General features: G+C 41.5%; 14 protein-coding genes. 1 reads left to right on the top strand and 13 read right to left on the bottom strand.

Going from position 1 to position 18,177, the window contains the following annotated elements; all coding sequences use genetic code 11:
• Position 1: 1 nt before the first annotated feature.
• From gatA to BrL25_RS12690, 7 genes are all read right to left on the bottom strand, one after another.
• Positions 2-1,480 (bottom strand): Asp-tRNA(Asn)/Glu-tRNA(Gln) amidotransferase subunit GatA, encoded by a 1,479-nt coding sequence (gatA, locus tag BrL25_RS12720; protein WP_018673645.1) that lies wholly within the window; start codon positions 1,478-1,480, stop codon positions 2-4.
• 20 nt (positions 1,481-1,500) lie between these two features.
• Positions 1,501-1,791 (bottom strand): Asp-tRNA(Asn)/Glu-tRNA(Gln) amidotransferase subunit GatC, encoded by a 291-nt coding sequence (gatC, locus tag BrL25_RS12715; protein ID WP_003335653.1) that lies wholly within the window; start codon positions 1,789-1,791, stop codon positions 1,501-1,503.
• 207 nt (positions 1,792-1,998) lie between these two features.
• Complete coding sequence (locus BrL25_RS12710) at positions 1,999-2,868, bottom strand: DegV family protein (RefSeq protein WP_035312276.1); 870 nt, start codon at positions 2,866-2,868, stop codon at positions 1,999-2,001.
• Positions 2,869-3,072: 204 nt separating this feature from the next.
• The gene (locus BrL25_RS12705) at positions 3,073-3,621 is read right to left on the bottom strand and encodes an RNA polymerase sigma factor (protein WP_004432758.1); all 549 of its coding nucleotides are present in this window, start codon (positions 3,619-3,621) and stop codon (positions 3,073-3,075) included.
• A gap of 165 nt (positions 3,622-3,786) precedes the next feature.
• Positions 3,787-4,476, bottom strand: coding sequence for a GNAT family N-acetyltransferase (locus BrL25_RS12700; protein WP_018673643.1), 690 nt, complete (start codon positions 4,474-4,476; stop codon positions 3,787-3,789).
• Between the two features lie 244 nt (positions 4,477-4,720).
• On the bottom strand, positions 4,721-5,566 hold the full coding sequence (gene asd / locus BrL25_RS12695) for an archaetidylserine decarboxylase (protein WP_018673642.1): 846 nt from the start codon (positions 5,564-5,566) through the stop codon (positions 4,721-4,723).
• An 88-nt stretch (positions 5,567-5,654) separates the two neighbouring features.
• Positions 5,655-7,148 carry a methyl-accepting chemotaxis protein gene (locus BrL25_RS12690; protein ID WP_018673641.1) on the bottom strand — a complete coding sequence of 498 codons (1,494 nt, stop codon included), beginning with the start codon at positions 7,146-7,148 and terminating at the stop codon, positions 5,655-5,657.
• 455 nt (positions 7,149-7,603) lie between these two features.
• Between BrL25_RS12690 and BrL25_RS12685 the strand changes: the two genes are divergently transcribed.
• Positions 7,604-8,860: a helix-turn-helix domain-containing protein gene (locus BrL25_RS12685; protein ID WP_018673640.1), complete on the top strand. Its 1,257-nt coding sequence runs from the start codon at positions 7,604-7,606 to the stop codon at positions 8,858-8,860.
• A 210-nt stretch (positions 8,861-9,070) separates the two neighbouring features.
• On the opposite strand, the gene pruA is transcribed toward BrL25_RS12685, so the two are convergent.
• The 6 genes from pruA to pcrB form a co-directional block, all read right to left on the bottom strand.
• Positions 9,071-10,618: an L-glutamate gamma-semialdehyde dehydrogenase gene (pruA, locus tag BrL25_RS12680; protein WP_018673639.1), complete on the bottom strand. Its 1,548-nt coding sequence runs from the start codon at positions 10,616-10,618 to the stop codon at positions 9,071-9,073.
• Positions 10,619-10,778: 160 nt separating this feature from the next.
• Complete coding sequence (locus BrL25_RS12675) at positions 10,779-11,855, bottom strand: CamS family sex pheromone protein (RefSeq protein ID WP_018673638.1); 1,077 nt, start codon at positions 11,853-11,855, stop codon at positions 10,779-10,781.
• A gap of 19 nt (positions 11,856-11,874) precedes the next feature.
• A complete protein-coding gene (locus tag BrL25_RS12670) occupies positions 11,875-12,816 on the bottom strand; it encodes a WD40/YVTN/BNR-like repeat-containing protein (protein ID WP_035312282.1) in 942 nt (313 codons plus the stop codon).
• Positions 12,817-12,853: 37 nt separating this feature from the next.
• The gene (gene ligA / locus BrL25_RS12665; protein ID WP_018673636.1) at positions 12,854-14,860 is read right to left on the bottom strand and encodes an NAD-dependent DNA ligase LigA; all 2,007 of its coding nucleotides are present in this window, start codon (positions 14,858-14,860) and stop codon (positions 12,854-12,856) included.
• Positions 14,861-14,891: 31 nt separating this feature from the next.
• Positions 14,892-17,255 (bottom strand): DNA helicase PcrA, encoded by a 2,364-nt coding sequence (gene pcrA / locus BrL25_RS12660; RefSeq protein WP_018673635.1) that lies wholly within the window; start codon positions 17,253-17,255, stop codon positions 14,892-14,894.
• A gap of 208 nt (positions 17,256-17,463) precedes the next feature.
• Positions 17,464-18,165, bottom strand: coding sequence for a heptaprenylglyceryl phosphate synthase (gene pcrB / locus BrL25_RS12655; protein ID WP_018673634.1), 702 nt, complete (start codon positions 18,163-18,165; stop codon positions 17,464-17,466).
• Between the last annotated feature and the right edge of the window lie 12 nt (positions 18,166-18,177).

The following is an 18,177-nucleotide window of genomic DNA, read 5'->3' as shown; positions in this document are numbered from 1 at the left end:
GTTACACTTCCTCCCTTCCCAATTGTGGCTTGTTCGGGAACAGATTAGTTGATTGCTCGTACGCATGTGCCGCACGTAGAATCGTGGATTCGTCGAAAGCTTTCCCAATCATTTGCAAGCCAATTGGCAACCCGCTATCAGAGAACCCGCATGGAACTGAAATAGCCGGAAGACCAGCTAAGTTAACCGTTACCGTACAAATATCCTCTAAGAACATTTGCACCGGATCATTCATTTTCTCACCAAGTTTAAAAGCTGGGCAAGGAGTAGTCGGATGTAACACAATGTCAAAGTTCGCAAAGATTTCTTCAAAGTCTTGGATAATCAAAGTACGCACTTGTTGTGCCTTTTTATAAAAAGCATCATAGTAACCAGAAGACAAGGCATATGTTCCTAGCATAATGCGACGTTTGACTTCTGCACCAAAACCTTGGCTACGAGATTCCATGTATAAATCCAACAGGTTTTCTGCGTTATCAGCGCGTACACCATAACGAACACCATCAAAACGCGCTAAGTTAGAAGAAGCCTCTGATGAAGCTAATAGGTAATAGGCTGGTACGGCATATTTTGTGTGCGGCATTGATACCTCACTCCAAGCAGCCCCCATGCTTTCCAATTGCTTCAAAGCCGCTAATACCGCATCGCGAACCTGTGGATCAATTCCTTCTCCCAGTAACTCTTTTGGTACCGCAATTCGTAAGCCCTTCACATCACCTGTCAGAGCAGATAGATAATCAGGGACTTCAAAATCAGCAGAAGTAGAGTCATACGTATCATGTCCTGCAATAGCTTGTAAAACAAAAGCGGAATCCTCTACGTTTTTCGTCAACGGTCCGATCTGATCTAGTGACGATGCATAAGATACCAAGCCATAACGGGATACACGTCCATAAGTTGGCTTCAAACCAACCACACCGCAGAAAGCAGCCGGTTGACGAATAGAACCACCTGTATCTGATCCAAGTGTAAAGAAGAATTGGCGAGCAGCCATCGCAGCAGCAGACCCACCACTAGAACCACCTGGTACATATTCTAAATTCCACGGATTGCGAGTTGGGTAGAAACCAGAGTTTTCATTGGAACCACCCATCGCGAATTCGTCCATGTTTAATTTAGCAAACACGAGTGCGTCAGCTTCCTTCAGCTTTTGGCTGACTGTACCATCATAAATAGGATCATAGTTAGACAAAAGCTTGCTTGCGCATGTTGTTTGTAAGCCTTTTGTTACGATATTATCCTTAACACCAGCCGGTAGGCCGAACAAGAGGCCGAGATCCTCTGTACCTTTAGCTAGCTTTTCATCCATCGCTCTTGCTTGGCTAAGAGCAGCTTCCTCGTCAACGAGCAAAGTCGCTTGTACATCCTTGTCCACTTCACGGATGCGTGCAAGCGATTCATTAGCTAGATCTGTGACAGATAGCTCTTTCTTTTTTAGCTCGCTATGTATATCTGCTAAGCGTTTATCAAATAGGGACACAATGTCTCCCCCTTTCTCTCCTATTCAAAAACAGCCGGTACCTTGAACTGTCCATCTTCTTGATCTGGTGCATTGCGCAGTGCTTCTGCATTAGATACGGAAGGACGGTTTACGTCAGGGCGCATAACGTTACGTACGTCAAACGCATGACTAGTTGGCTTCACATTGGTCGTATCCAATTCGTTTAATTGGGCAGCAAAATCTAAAATCGCATCCAATTCACGTGTGTAGCGCTCCGCTTCCTCCTCCGTTAAACGTAGTCGTGCCAATTTAGCCACGTGTTCTACTTCTTGTCGGGAAATCCTACTCATCTCTTTTCCACCTCCAAATGACCTAGTTGTACGTTTCTACATAACATTGATATTACTTGAAAAATCCAAGGTTAGTCAATTTGACCTCTTACTTTTTCTTCTTTTCATTAAAGCATGAAAGGAGGTTTCTACTATCCTTTATCATTTCCTATCTGTTAAAAAAACGCCGCATGCTCTTCTTTCAAGCAAAACGGCATTATTACGAACTTATTTATTATACCAAGTTAATCCCATGGCCCCTGGGCCCACATGAGTAGCAATAACTGGTCCAAAATGACTTATTGTAACAGTTACATGTGGATAGGTTGATTCAATGTAAGCCTTCCATTCCTCTGCTTCTTCTTGAACCTGCGCTTGAATAATAGAAACCTGCATAGGTTTGCCTGCTTTGGCATCTGCCTCAAATAAATCCATGATCCCAGCCTTAGCTTTGACACGCGTTCTTACCTTTTGATATGGAACAATCTTTTTATTCTCAAACGTTAGGATTGGCTTGATTTTAAGCATGTTACCCAACATCAATTGAGCCGCTGACAAGCGACCTCCGCGGTACAAGAAATCTAAATCCTCAACTAAAAAGTACGTTTTCATTTGCGTACGTATATATTCGATACGTTCCAGAATCTCTTCTCGTGATTTACCAGCTTGTGCCATTCTAGCTGCTTCCACGACAACAGCACCCATTGCATATGTAGTAATTTCAGAGTCAATTACATCAATTGGAAAATCATCAACCATAGTGGTCGCTGTTACCGATCCCTGATAGGTTCCACTAATACCACTTGACATATGGATAGCAATTGCTCGTTTATGAGTTTTGGATAATTTCATATAAGCTTCTAAAAATTCGCCTACCGGAGGCTGAGACGTCGTTGGCAACTGATTACTCGTTTTTAGCTTTGAGTAAAAATCAGCTTCCGTTAATTCTACTTCTTCGCGATACGCTTTGTTTCCATAAACCACTTGCAGAGGCACTATTGTAATCTGTAATTCTTCTTGAAGCTCTTTTGGAATATAACTGGTGCTATCTGTTATGATTGCAATTTCTGACAAAGATAGTCCCTCCACTTTCTTCATTCATATATGATGCTTAGAGAGGCAACCCTATTCATCTCTTATTAACGTTAATCGCTAGAAGTCGGATTTTATTTATATTCAATTATTGTAACATAAAATAGTGCCATATGATAAAGCCTATAGTCCCTGGAACTCCTGTTTAAAAGATTTATTGAATCCAAACAAAAAGGATAAAAAAAATAGAAGACCCTGCCTATGAGTCTCCTATTTCAGCTTTTTCCCTGTATATAATTTACGTAACTCTTTTAATCCACGGTGGGAAATCGTTTTAACGCTTGCTTCTGTTTTTCCTAGGATGTCAGCCACTTGTGCAATCCGAAGATCGCCGAAATAACGCAAGGACAAAACATCACGCTGGTCGCGTGTCAGCTTTTCTAATGTTTCACGAAGAAGGAGCGTCTCCTCATTTGAGAGAGCATGTTCTTCCGGATTCCATGTATTATCAATACTGCTCTCAAAGAACTCCGTATGATCCATTGGTAATTCTTTCTTTTTTCGACAAAAATCAATAAATGTATGATGGGCTATGCTAAAAATCCATCCGGCGAACGGACTTGTACGGCTATATTGTTGGAATTTTTCCAAAGCCTTAATAAATACAACAGTCGTCAAATCGTCGGCATCCCAGGTATTATGTACGCGGCAACGCAAATAACGATTTACTCGGTCAAAAAACTCATCATACAATTCATGGAATTCGCGATCCTCATAGTATTCAGTTGTCTGAGTTTTAGCGTGCATCGGTACACCCATGTTCAACACCACTTCACCTAATTGTTGTTGAGGAGGCACGTAAGATGATAGCATTCTGTTTGCCAAATCTCTCGTGCCGTCCCTACATGTACAATGATACATGGTTACTCTTTCATCAATCTTACACAAACCTTAAGATTATCTTAATTTAATAGTAGAAATTTGCTAAACTTGGAGGTTAGCGAGCAATTCGGCTTCCATTTCATGCAGAATTTCCGGTTTTACGTTATTTATTTTTCCGTATTTTTCCTTATAAACATCTTGGACAAAACGATACCACTCTTCCTGTAAGAATCCGTCCGTGTCCTTTGTCCATTTCACTAGTAAATGAAGTGGGACCTCTTTCGTATTCTCCCATAACGGTGGTTGCTTGTAAGGAATACCTTTCACAGGTACCAATCCGTTTCGGTTAAAGAATCGCAATCGGCGCTGAGTCAATATCTGTTCTTCCTCATCGTGTGCATCCTCTTCACGCTCTGTCTCCAGTACAAAACCAGTCAGCTTTGCATCATGCTTTTGTGCATCTTCTTGCAGAATTTTCTCAATTTTATTCATCATTTTACTACCCACGCCACCGCTTTGTATAGCAGGATTAACCATCATATATACAATAAAACCTAAATTCCATGTTGCTAGGTAATGAAATGTGCTAACGGCAACTACTTGTTGATTCTCATTCGTTCCGACTAACAGATGAAAAGTATCTGGAGCTATCGGCCCTTTATTGGTCAGGCCTTTTAACAATATGTCATTAGGCTCACGTAGATCTTCGGTAAACATTTGTTCATACAAAGCTAAAGCGTGAGGGATTAACGGTGATTCAATGTCCTTAATATCATGCCAAATGATCTCCATAGCTTATTAACTCTCCTTTTCTCGATGTGTTGTTTTATTTGGTCGATTCCCGTCAATGAAATCTGTTACTGCCAGTTATGAATTGTTACTCGAATGCTCAAACGACATATATCTATTCCAGTATATCGAATAAAAATTACCTCAGCAAATTATGAAACAATTTCGGCTACTAGAAAACACAAAAAATCCCTTCAGCTCACTATCACCAGGATAAGTAGCAAAAAGGATTTCTTTTTATGTGTTCCTATTCTACAGTTACGCTACTCGCGATTTTTTGGCCCATTTTTAGCACACTACCTTCTTTAATTCCTTCTGCCCAATTCATTTCGCCTTTTTCAAATAGCAAAATAACAGTGGAACCAAATTCAAACCAGCCTAGCTCTCTGCCTTTTTCAAAGAGAGGTGTGCCACCAATCGCTTCACAAACTTGTTTTCCATTTTTTACGTTCGTGGTCTGTGTATTATAAGTTACTTTTACGCTACCTACAAATAATGCTCCTACCTTTACCACAGCTACATTTCCACATGCCTTACTCTGAACATAAGTGATCAGCCTTTCATTGCGTGCAAAGAGCTGTTCTACATGCTCGACTCCCATATTATTAACAGGATAAAGCTTGCCTGGAAGGTAAGAGTATTTAAACAGCTTGCCTTCAACTGGCATATGAATGCGATGATAGTCACGTGGACTTAAATAGATGGTCATAAAGGAGCCACCATTGAAGCGGCATGCCATATGTTCATCATTGCCAAGCAATTGGCTGACCGTATACGTTTTTCCCTTTGCTTGGATTAGTGTTCCTTGTTGGATTTCCCCCATCTGAGACACTTTCCCATCAACTGGACTCACTACCTCAGCATTCAAATCGATAGGTCTCGCTTCTGGTTTCAGGCGGCGTGTAAAAAATTCCTTTAACGAGCGATACTCACGAACAGGCTTTTCAATTTCCGACACGTCAATCTGATAATGATTGATATATTTTTGGATGGCAAAACGGCTGAAACGGGAGTTAGCCACTTTTCCCATTTGTCTAGACATTACGTTTTGCGGAAGTTTGTTTATAAGCCCTTGAAACACACGTTTCTTCATAAGACCTCTCCTACTCATGGTATACATTGCTACTCTACCACGACAGGAGGCTCCCGGCAAATATTAGCAGAGGCCTTCTGCATGAGCCTTAATGCAAAGACTGACGTAAAGAGTGTGAAAGCTCGTTTAATTGGTGAATTTCCTCCGTAATACTGTTAATTTTATCACGTTGTGTCTCCGCTGAGGCGAACAGTTGCTCTAAACTAGCTACGGATTCTTCGGTGATGGATGTAATACTAGAAACTTCATCTGTTACTTCACTGGACCGTTGCTTTACTTGCACCATGCTGACCTGTACCAGTTCAACTGATCCCATAAAGCCCGCCATTCCAGTACGTACCTTTTCCATGGATTCAACTGTCTTGTTCGCCAGTTCTTGCCCCTTAGAAACAGAGGTTTCTCCCTCTTTCATATGAACGACAGCATTTTGGGTTTCCTGATGTAGCGCTTCCAAAATTCTAGCGATCTGTTGTGTAGCACCTGCGCTCTGTTCTGCTAGCTTACGTACTTCGTCTGCTACTACGCCAAAGCCTCGACCATGTTCACCTGCACGCGCAGATTCAATGGCTGCATTTAGAGCTAGAAGATTGGTTTGCGTAGCAATTTGATTAATCGTCTCTACAATTGCTTCTACCTGACCAGCTTGTTGATTTAACTTATGAATAGTGTTTGACGCCAAGTCGACCGTACTGACAATATGTTGCATTTGAGCCGTAAGATCGGACATCATATCAATTCCTTCAGAAAGACGGCGGTTATTGCGCAATGCTTCCTCTTTCATTTCATTTGCTTGTTCATTTACTTTCTGTATTTCATGATCAATGGATTGGATATCCTCTTCCACTTTCACAGTAGAATGGGCTTGCTGTTCCATACCTGTTGCCACTTCTTTAAAGGCACCCAGCATTTCATCCGTATTTTGTTTGGTGATGTCAGCATTTTCATTCACTTCATTAGAGGTCGCATCCAGATTCTCAATCATGTTCGAAACACGGGACAATAGCTCAGTTAGTTGAGCCTCTTTCACCTCTGCTTCCTGACGAGCCTCTTCTACACGCTGTAAGGATGCACGTCCCGACAAGCAAAGGTAGATGGAAACGATTGTAGTAAATACCACACCAACAAGACGCAGACCCAGGTTAATAAGATCATGCTCACTTTTAAATAAGGTATACCAATCCGTCTGATAACCGATTAGCATAGAGATTATATACAAGAAGCCTGTAAATAACACTACTTTATAATCTAAATAAGCAGACATCAATGCCAACACTACGATTGGTAAGATAGCCATTTCTGGATACGGTGTAAAATGATCAAAGGATAGTGAATAAAAGACAAATCCTACAGCAACCAGATAACGCAACCAAATGCTATCCTTCTTGATAAAATACCATGGTGAAACAAGCAGTGTCACAATGAGTCCTACTGACGTAAGGTTCCAGATGGATATACCTGTAAACCATGAGTAAATGATTGACAGCCAAAGATGGTCCCATAAAATGAAGATCATAAATCCTTCTTTGTTTGTCAACGTATTTCGTACCAAATCAATTGTTCCATTGATCAACCTATTGATCATTCCCGCAGCTCTCCTTTTCCCTACACCACCAGAGGAATGTGATGTAATATAGAACGCCTCTGATGATAACAAAATAAATAGTACAATCCCAACAGCCAACGGATATATAATTTTGTAGGTCATGCTGTGCGGAGCCAATCCAGATCGGCTTACCTAGATTCTCTGTTCTCACAAGAAACAAAACAGGTATAAAGTATGATTTCTTATTTATCTACCATACTTATCGTACCATAGTTGTAAGATTTTCATAGTTCTATCGAAATATATTTTAAAAATTTAAAAAAAGAAACAAATCGGTTATTATTCAAGCATTTTTTACAAAAACTGACGGTTTATCATATTTGTCGATTAAGTTGACAAAAAGAATATGAAGATCAAGGATAAGAAATGTAAAAATAGTGAAAATTCTTGTATAATAAACAATAGAACAATTCTGACAAAAAGGGTGAGGTAAGGTGAGCAATCAAATCGGAAAAGGAATTCGAGAATATCGTAAAAAGCTAGGCCTAACCCAGGGTGAGCTAGCTGAAGGTATTTGTAACCGTAGTTATATTAGCCAAATAGAAAAAGGAGATGTGGTTCCTTCTCCTGAAATCCTAGAAGAACTAGCTAAGAAATTACAGACCGATCTCTCCACTATTTTTGCTCCAACTGTCAAGCCAGCCTTTACTAAAATTGAAATCGAAAATAATTTTCGCCATCTGGTAAATAGTATTGATACACAGGATTGGGAGATTGCCCACAAGTGGTTCAATAAATTAGAAGGCGCCCAAATGAGTCTTGAGCAAACATGTATGTATCTCTGGTCGAAAGCTGTTTTATCAGAAAATAGGAATCATTTTGATATTGCTGAATCCCTTTTTCAAGAAAGCATCAAAATAGCCCGTGAGCTTGATAAATATGAATGGCAAGTACGTATACTTACTTCACTTGGCTTTCATTATTGCAAAGCAAAGAATGCCGACAAAGCCCTTCCGTATTTAAACGAAGCAATGCAATTAACCAATCGTTACCAAATTAATGGCCTATTACATATTACCTTATTACATGCTGCTGGCTATATGCACGTCTCCATGGGTGAAATCCATTCGGCGATCGAACATCTCAAGCAAGCAGAACAGATATGCAAAAGCCTACGTGCAATCTATCGTATGGAATCTATTTATTTGTTATTAGGAGTTTGCCAACAAATTTTAAAACAATACGAAGTAGCCCAGCGCTATTACGAAAAATCGTTAGATATTCTTAAAATCTCTCCGTCTCTCGCTTTAGAGGCTAATATTTACAACAATTTAGCCGTCATTTATACCGAGCAAAAGCATTATCAGTTAGCACATGAATATATCACACGCGCTATGTCGCTTCACTCTCCTCAAGACCATGCGAAACAGATTGAGTCTAAGATTGAACATGCTAATATTCTAAAAGGTTTACAACGCTATGAAGAGGCTAGCCAGCTGTGCTTAGAAATCTTTGAGCATTCCATAAATGAGCATGCATACGCAGAGGCTAAGCTAGTCTATGCTTCTATCTTATGTGAAATGGGGAAAGGCTCTGAGGCACTATCACATTTAGAAGAAGCTTTGCATTACTTTAATGAATACAAATCCCAGCGCTATTTACTAAAAGGACTCGCCTTGTTAGCTAAAATAAACTTAAAGTTTGGCAAGATAGACTCCTTTTACTATCTGTACGAACAGTATATATCATAACTTCTCTGGTATAAAGTTATCTACACTTTCATTAAAACCTTGTGCGTTCAAGTGAGCATACATAGCTTGGCTGATCAAGTCATAGGGAGGTATACAGCCAAGCTATCCTGCACAAGCGTATAGATAGCTAGTTTTCACTCTTATTCATAAATAAAAGAGGGTAGCCCATGTAGTTTATCTACTCAGGGCTCCCTCTTTTTGTCACGATACTTACAGTAATTCAGACACTAATTTTGCTTGTGTAAATAACAAGAGGTAATCAGGACCGCCTGCTTTGGAGTCTGTTCCTGACATGTTGAAGCCACCGAATGGATGTACACCCACTAGTGCACCTGTACATTTACGGTTGAAATACAGATTACCTACATGGAACTCTTCACGTGCGCGTTCTAAATGAGCACGATTGCGGCTGATAACGGCACCAGTTAATCCATATTCTGTATTGTTAGCAATTTCCAAAGCATGATCAAAATCATTAGCTTTGCAGAAAGCCACAAACGGACCGAATATTTCCTCCTGCATAATCCGAGCATCTGGAGCTACGTCAGCAAATACAGTTGGCATAATAAAGTAGCCTTCTTCTGGGCCTTTTACTCCACCAGCCAGTAATCTACCCTCTTGTTTTCCGATCTCGATATATTCCAAAATTTTATTATATGCTTTTTCATCCACCACTGGACCTGTATAGAACTCGGGGTTGCTTACATTTCCTACTGTTAATGCTTTTGTACGCTCAACGACACGTGCTAGTACTTCATCGTATACATCAACATGAATGATTGCGCGGGAGCAAGCGGAACATTTTTGACCAGAGAAGCCAAACGCAGATGCTGTGATAGCTTGTGCAGCTAATTCCAAATCAGCATCGCTATCAACAATAATAGAATCCTTACCACCCATTTCAGCCACTAAACGCTTCATCCATTTTTGACCTGGACGATGTTTCGCCGCCAATTCGTTAATACGCAGACCTACATCACGAGAACCCGTAAATGAAATGAAACGAGTCAATGTATGTTCTACTAAATAATCACCGATTTCACTTCCGCTACCTGGTACAAAGTTAACAACACCAGCAGGAACGCCTGCTTCATCAAGAATCTCCATAAACTTAGCTGCAATGACTGGAGTAGTAGAAGCTGGCTTCAGAACAACGGTATTACCTGTTACCAGTGCGGCTGTGGTCATGCCTACCATAATAGCAAGCGGAAAGTTCCACGGAGGAATAACGATACCTACACCCAATGGAATATAGTACAACTCATTATCTTCACCAGGAATACGCGGTAGGGCATGTCGTTGGCTTAATTGATCCATTTGTCTTGCATAGTACTCCATAAAATCGATTGCTTCTGCTGTATCAGCATCAGCCTCAGGCCAACTTTTACCTGATTCTTTTACCAACCAAGCTGAAAATTCATGTTTTCGACGGCGCAGGATAGCTGCTGCCTTGTATAAATAGCGAGAACGAGCAGTAGGAGCAACACGCTTCCAGGTTTCAAAGGTACTTGCGGCTACTTGAATTGCTTTCTCTGCTAATGCTTGATCAGCTTGAGAGACAATCCCAATGCATTCATCTTTTTGGGAAGGGTTCATGGAACGGCTTTTCTTTTCCGTCTTGATACGTTCTCCCCCAATGATTAAATCATATTCACGTCCAAGTTCGCTTTCAACTTTATCCAAAGCGGCTTGGAAAGCTTGCTTATTTTCAGGCAGATTAAAATTAACGAACGGTTCATTTTTGAATTCTACTTGCACTTATGTTCGCCTCCTACTTCATCTTCCATGATCAACTTGTTACATCAAATAATATATGCAAGATATATGCCATTCTTTATAATTATGTAAAAACGTACGAAAAAAGACACCAATTGAACAGTTCTGTCTAATGGTGTCTCACTTCATTTATACACATGTGTTAATTTCGATAGATATGCATGTACGACTTTCCATCAGCCGGTCGTACATAAATTGCTAATGGTTGATTTATGGACTGAACATAAAAGTTAACATGAACCTTTTTGTCTATATATTGATCTATTGCTTGAGCAATCATTTGTGTGAACTGAATCACTTCTGTTCGTGAATCATACTCTGCGGTTGCATTGATGGTCAATTCCGTCAAATCACCATTTAAGAAGCGTGCCGTACCTGTCATTCCAACAAATTCCTGGAAGAAGCTTTGTCCTTGCTTCATCAATTTCTCGAATTGCAAGGAGGCTTGAGGATACTTACTGTATGCCGCATCCCCTGGTAGCAGGAAATATTCTTCATTGATTGGTTGCCATTTTGCAACGCTGCTATCATTCGCATTCACGATACCAGACATAATAAAATTACCCGGTACCAGATTGGAGCTTGACTCAGGTACTTGATACATCGCTACGACAAGCGGTATCTGCGGATTCTCCGCTCTTACCTTCATAACAATTTTTGCAGCGATTTGTTGCCCTTTTGACCGTAGCTCGTCTACACTTAACCGTTTTTCCAAACCAGATGGATCTTGATAAATCGGGGATAAAGATAGACCCAAAACTATACCTGCCAGCTTTTGATCTTTTTTATCAAGATAATTATGCTCCAACACATTGACGAGCAATTTATTTGCTTTATCCGGATTTAAACCTTCTGGGTTCTTCTTTTCCCATTCAATCCAAGTGGTTACCTGCTTACGGGAGATTCGCTGGCCTTCCTGAAACAAGTACAGACTCGGAGAGAAGCTCTCTTTTGCAATTTCCATCATGCCGTACTCTAAGTGGCTAAAATCAATGCGATATTTAGGATTAGAGCTAAGCATGCCTCGCGTTTGATTCTTTTGATAAGGCATGGCGGCGCTGCCGTAGTAATTCTCATCCACCTGTAAAACGGAAGACACGGCAGGTGCTACCGGATCTGCGCTATCCTTCTTTCCCGGTAGCAATGAACATGCTGACAACAGCACCGAACAGGCCATCAGGATGCAAAGACAGCGTACAAGCTTTCTTTTCGTTTTCATATTGCAAACTCCTTACTTGTTACTCCCACTTTTTCCACTTTTCTTGGCTGTATCTATAGATTTGGGCTGATTCTCCAATTCCGATGATAGGTGTATCTGCTGTACCGTAGGAGATATTAATCAGTTTTTCTGGAAGTTCTGAGGATAGTAGAGTCCACTCTTTGCCATCCTTAATTAAGATACCTTTATCACTTGCTGCATATAAGGCGTCTGAGGATTTATTAGCCGCAATAGAGTAAATATGCGCATCGCTTTCCCGCCATTCAACCTGCCACTCGCCATCATGGATACCTATTGACAACAGTTCGTTTTGGGTTAGTACGTACAATTTTTCCTCACCGGGTACATAATCCAAATCATATCCTTCTACTGTATCGATCGGGAATCGTAAGCGCCAGTTAGCACCGGCATCCTTAGATTCGTATACGCCTTCTCTGTTCACAAATGCATAAAGAGATGTACCTTTATCAGTTGGAACTCCGATTAGAGATTGAATGTCATAACCATGAGGTAAACCACCTTCTATTTTTTTCCAGGTTTTTCCTCCATCCTTAGACACCTTGCAAACCTTCGCGCCAGCCACATATACCCGTTTAGACTTCGTTGGATCAAAATATATCGTCTTAACATCCGCATGCTCCAACTCATCTGCCACTGCTCCCCATAATCCATGATCCGCAGATGCATAGAGTCCCGCATGAGTTGCTAGCCAGACTTGTTCTCCACCTTGATCTAGGGCCAACGAATTTATACTGTCGCCTTTTTGCAGCACATCCTGGTACGTCAATTCTCCTGTTATCTGAGCCAATTTAACCGATTGTTTAGCAACTGGCTCCTCTATCGTTTGGCTCGCATCCACAATTTCTGTTTCAACTGACTTTTGCGTTGCAGTTGCACAACCGCTGAGCAAAAGGAGCACACTAACGCTTGCTCCCAGCTGTTTAAGCGTGAATCTATCCATCACCTTCACACCTTTGCTTAATATCTCCTCAGCCCACCTATGATAATAGCGCTAAAAATGCCTCTTCATCCAGTACAGTTATACCCAATTTTTCTGCTTTTTCCAATTTGGAGCCTGCTTTTTCACCAGCGATTACTAAATCCGTTTTTTTACTAACGCTCCCTGTTACTTTACCACCAAGCATAGCAATCTTTTCTTCCGCTTCCTGACGTGTTAATTGTGTCAATGTACCGGTTAAGACCACTGTTTTACCTGAGAATGGAAGATCCTCACCTGCTTGCACACGAACACCTTTATATTGCATATTCACGCCAGCACCCTTGAGCTTCTCAATCAATTCTTGTACTTGAGGCATCGAGAAATAGGTTAAGATGCTTTCAGCCATTTTGGGACCGATCTCGTCAATAGCGATCAATTCTTCTGCTGTCGCCTGCATGATATGATCAATGTCACCGAATTGCTCTGCAAGTACCTTTGCTGCTTTAGCTCCCACCAATCGAATTCCTAATCCGAAAAGTAAACGCTCCACAGAATTTTCCTTGCTAGCTTCAATTGCTTGTAGCATCTTATCGACAGATTTCTCACCCATTCTCTCCAATTGTAACAGCTGTTCCCGCTTATCGTGTAGATAATATAAATCTGCGACGCTTGTAATGAGACCTGCGGCAAATAGTGAAGCTACGACTTTCTCCCCAAGACCATCTAAATTCATCGCTTGTCGGGATACAAAGTGAGACATTCCTTCTCTAATAACGGCTGGACATTCTGGATTAATGCAGCGCAATGCCACTTCATCCGGTAGACGAACCAATTCGCTCGCACACTCCGGGCAATGAGTCGGCATCATAAATGGACGTTCCTCTCCCGTTCGTCGTTCTTTTAAGACTTCCACAATCTCAGGAATAATGTCACCTGCTTTTTTCACCAGGACGTAATCACCTAAGAGTAGACCTTTTTTCATAATGATGTCTTCATTGTGTAAAGACGCTCGCTTCACTTCAGTTCCAGCTAATATAACAGGCTGAAGCAAAGCTGTAGGTGTCACCACTCCAGTACGCCCAACTGACACCTCAATATCCTTCAACTGTGTTACGACCTCTTCAGCCGGGAATTTATAAGCAATCGCCCAGCGTGGACTCTTCGCTGTAAAACCAAGCTCTTGTTGCTGAGCAAAGCTATCTACCTTAATCACCATACCATCAATCTCATAAGAGAGCTCCGGTCGCTTGATTGTCCAGCTTTGCACAAATTCAATTACTTCTTCTATATCATCAAATGTACGGCGTTCCTGATTCACCGAAAAGCCTAGCCCCTCTAAGAAAGTAAGACCTTCACTGTGTGAATCAATCTGACGCCCTTCTACTTCACCGATCTGATAAATAAAAGTGGAAAGAGAGCGAGAGGCTGCAATCTTAGGATCTAGCTGACGCAAGGAACCTGCCGCTGAATTACGTGGATTAGCAAATAAAGCCTCTTCTCGCTCCGCCCGTTCTTTATTCAAACGGTCAAAAGCGATTTTTGACATAAAAGCCTCTCCACGAACCTCCATGGTAATTGGTTCTGATAAACGTAACGGAATGGAGCGAATCGTCCGCAGGTTTTGGGTGATATCTTCACCAGTAGTCCCGTCCCCACGTGTTGCTCCTTTTACGAAAAGCCCGTTCTCATAACGAAGAGAGACAGCCAGCCCATCAATTTTTAATTCGCAGACATAGCGAACAGTTTGGTTCCCTAAACCTTGACGCACACGACGATCAAAATCGCGTAAATCATCCTCGTCAAAAGCATTCCCAAGACTTAACATCGGGGTTTTATGCACAACCTTTTCAAAAAAAGGCAATGGCATACCTCCGACACGTTGGGTAGGAGAATCAGGAGTAACCATATCCGGCCATTGGTCCTCCAGGTCTTGCAATTCACGCATCATTTGATCATATTCCTGGTCCGTAATCTGCGGATTATCCTCTGTATAATAATGACGGCTTTCCTCTTCAATCCGTTTCTTTAGTTTTACAATTTGTTGTTTTGCGGCAACACGATCCACGTATCTCTTCATCCTTTCCGTTCGTTCAAAATCAACCTTTTTCAATAGGAGCAAACTTAGCAAGTAATTTCTTGATTCCTACTGGGCTAGGGAAAGCAATATCCAGCTCTGTGTTATCACCTGCACCTTTAACACTTACCACTGTTCCTGTTCCCCACTTACCATGCTTAGCCTTATCTCCTACTTTCCAATCTGCCTGAGATGCTGCTCCGTGTGTTGGCAATTTTGTTGCTTGATTCAACCCACGAAATGCACTTGGTTGCATAGAGACAGTTGATTCTGTAGGTTTAGGAGAACGTCCAAATGTATTGCCTGTACGTCCACCTGCCCCAAAGCGACTGGCTTGCCCTCCACGGCTGGCACCAAAACCTGAGCCTGAGCCTGCTCCAAAGACATTACTTGAATCAAAACCACCTTCAGACCCACCACCTGAGCCTAGGTCTCCAGTAAGCAGTTCATCAGGTATCTCAGCGAAAAAGCGGGATTGCATATTCATATTTGTACGTCCGTATAGCGTACGCATTCTTGCTCGTGTCATAAATAATTTTTGTTCTGCACGAGTAATTCCCACATAAGCTAGACGTCGTTCCTCTTCCATTTCACTTTCATCAAACAGAGCACGACTATGCGGGAAAACCCCTTCCTCCATGCCCACTAAGAAGACAACTGGAAACTCCAAGCCCTTGGCGCTGTGCAAAGTCATTAGCACCACTTGTCCCTCATCTGGTACCGCTTCCTCTGTGTCGTCATTGCCAAGAGAATCAATATCTGCCACCAATGCTAAATCAGTTAGAAAAGCCAACAGAGTCTTATCTTCACTCTTTTTCTCAAACTCTTGGGTAACTGACAGAAACTCGTCGATGTTCTCTAAGCGCGCCGCTGCTTCCAATGATTTATCCTCTTTCAGCGACTCACGGTATCCCGATTGTTTTAAGATTTCCTCAACTAGCTCGGTTACACTTAAATAATCAACCATCTGAATAAGGTTCTTCATCATATCCGAGAAGGCCAAAATAGCATTGGTTGTCCGAGAGGCAAGCCCCATATACGCTACTTCCTGTACGGCTTGAAAGAGTGTCAGTCCATGTGCGCTTGCATAGGCTTGTAGCTTTTCTACCGTAGTATCCCCTATATTACGCTTTGGAACATTAATAATACGGGTCAAGCTGATATCATCGTCAGGATTGGATACCAAACGCAAATAGGCTAATACGTCTTTAATCTCTTTGCGATCATAGAACTTCGTGCCTCCGACGATTGTATAAGGAATAGTCGATTTAACCAACACATCCTCCATTACACGTGACTGGGCATTCGTACGATATAAAATGGCAAATTTGTCATATCGTTTATAGGTTTTCAGTTGTTCACGAATCATATCCACAACAAAATAAGCTTCATCATGCTCCGAATCAGCTTGATAGCAATAAATTTTCTCCCCTGCCTCTTGATTCGTCCACAGATTTTTCTCTTTGCGGTTCTTATTATTTTTAATAACATGGTTAGCTGCTTCTAAGATATTTTTAGTAGAGCGATAGTTTTGCTCCAGCTTTATCAATTTTGCACTAGGATATTCCTTCTCAAAGTTAAGAATGATCGAAATATCAGCACCGCGCCATTTATAAATACTTTGGTCAGCGTCACCCACACAGCAAATGTTTTTATGCATGTCAGCAAGCATACTAATCAACATATACTGGGCTCGGTTCGTATCCTGATACTCATCTACATGGATATATTTGAATTTGCGCTGATAGAATTCCAATACTTCCGGCACTTCTTTAAATAGACGAATCGTCGTCATGATTAGATCATCAAAATCAAGCGATTGGTTATTTTTCAGCTTCTTCATGTATAGCTCATACACTTGTGAAACAATACGCTGGAATTGATCTCCCGCTACTTGTTCATATCGCTTTGGATCAAGTAATTCGTTCTTTGCTCCACTAATTGCTCCTAAAATAGAACGTGGTTCAAACTTTTTCACATCAATATTTAGTTCTTTCATGCACTGCTTCACCACAGTTAGCTGATCCCCAGCATCCAAAATGGTAAAATTGCGGCTGATGTTAATCCGATCTATATCTCTTCGTAAAATGCGTACACAAAGAGAGTGGAAGGTAGAAATCCAAATATCATCCGCCCCTGCTTCCCGACCAACCATTCTTTCTACACGCTCTTTCATCTCACGAGCCGCTTTATTCGTAAAGGTAATCGCGAGAATGCTCCAAGGAAATACCTGCTTATAACCAACTAGATATGAGATCCGTTGGGTAAGAACACGGGTTTTACCACTACCTGCACCTGCCAGAATCAGCACAGGACCCTCTGTGGTCTCCACCGCCTTTTTCTGTTCAGGATTCAAACCCGAGAAAAAATTATCTTGAATTAACATGCCGTAAGCCACCTTTCACTTTGCTTCTTTTTCCTTCGTCCCAAAAGAAAGCATATGTTCCTATTTTGTCATAACTTGACGTGTTATGCCACTCACTCTTTTAGGAAAAAAGACTCCTTTTTTATTCCATTTTATATGTGAAAGAAAAGAAACTCCTCGGCATTGGCTCAAGGAGTTTACTTTAAAATCATGTGTTAGAAAAACGAAACTAGAAACGACGCTCTGTCTCTTTTATCGCAGCAACAGTAGATAGAGCCTGTTCGAGAGAATCATAGATGATGTTGCCAACAACCACCGTATCAGCGATAGCTGCCATTTCTCGAGCCTGACTTGCATTAGTAATCCCGCCACCATACATAAGGTGCCCTTCATCCAAAGCTGTTTTGCAGGCCTCAACCATTTGTGGGTCCCCATATGTACCGCTGTATTCGATATACACGATTGGCAAACGACATAATTTTGTAGCTGTCTGCACGTAAGCCTTGGCTTCTGCTTTTGACGAAATAGTACGAGCGCTGGTTACCTCAGCAACAGCCGAGTCCTGATTAAACACCAGATACCCTTCCGCTACAATTTCGTCCCAATGTATATAGCTTCCGAGTGAGCTTAAAGCCTCTATATGCGGAGCAAAAATCACATCTGGGTTGCTTGCATTTAAAACAATGGGGATAAAATACCCATCAAAGCCTGGAACAATGGCCTGCAAATTGGAGACCTCCAGCATACACGGTACAGCATAGCGTCTAATACGCGACATTAGGTCAAGCGTGTTGTCAAATGTGACTCCGAGAGTTCCCCCTACAATAATCGCATCTGTACCTGACTCGCAGATTTGCTCCAATTGATCATCCTCAATAGGCTTTTCTGGGTCCAGTTTAAAAACATGTCGCCAGTTGCTAAATTCAATCACGTTGATACCTCC

The organism is Brevibacillus laterosporus DSM 25, assembly GCF_002706795.1.
Taxonomy (GTDB): domain Bacteria; phylum Bacillota; class Bacilli; order Brevibacillales; family Brevibacillaceae; genus Brevibacillus_B; species Brevibacillus_B laterosporus.
Note: the sequence above shows the minus strand (reverse complement) of the source record. Positions and strands in the feature narration are given on the sequence as shown.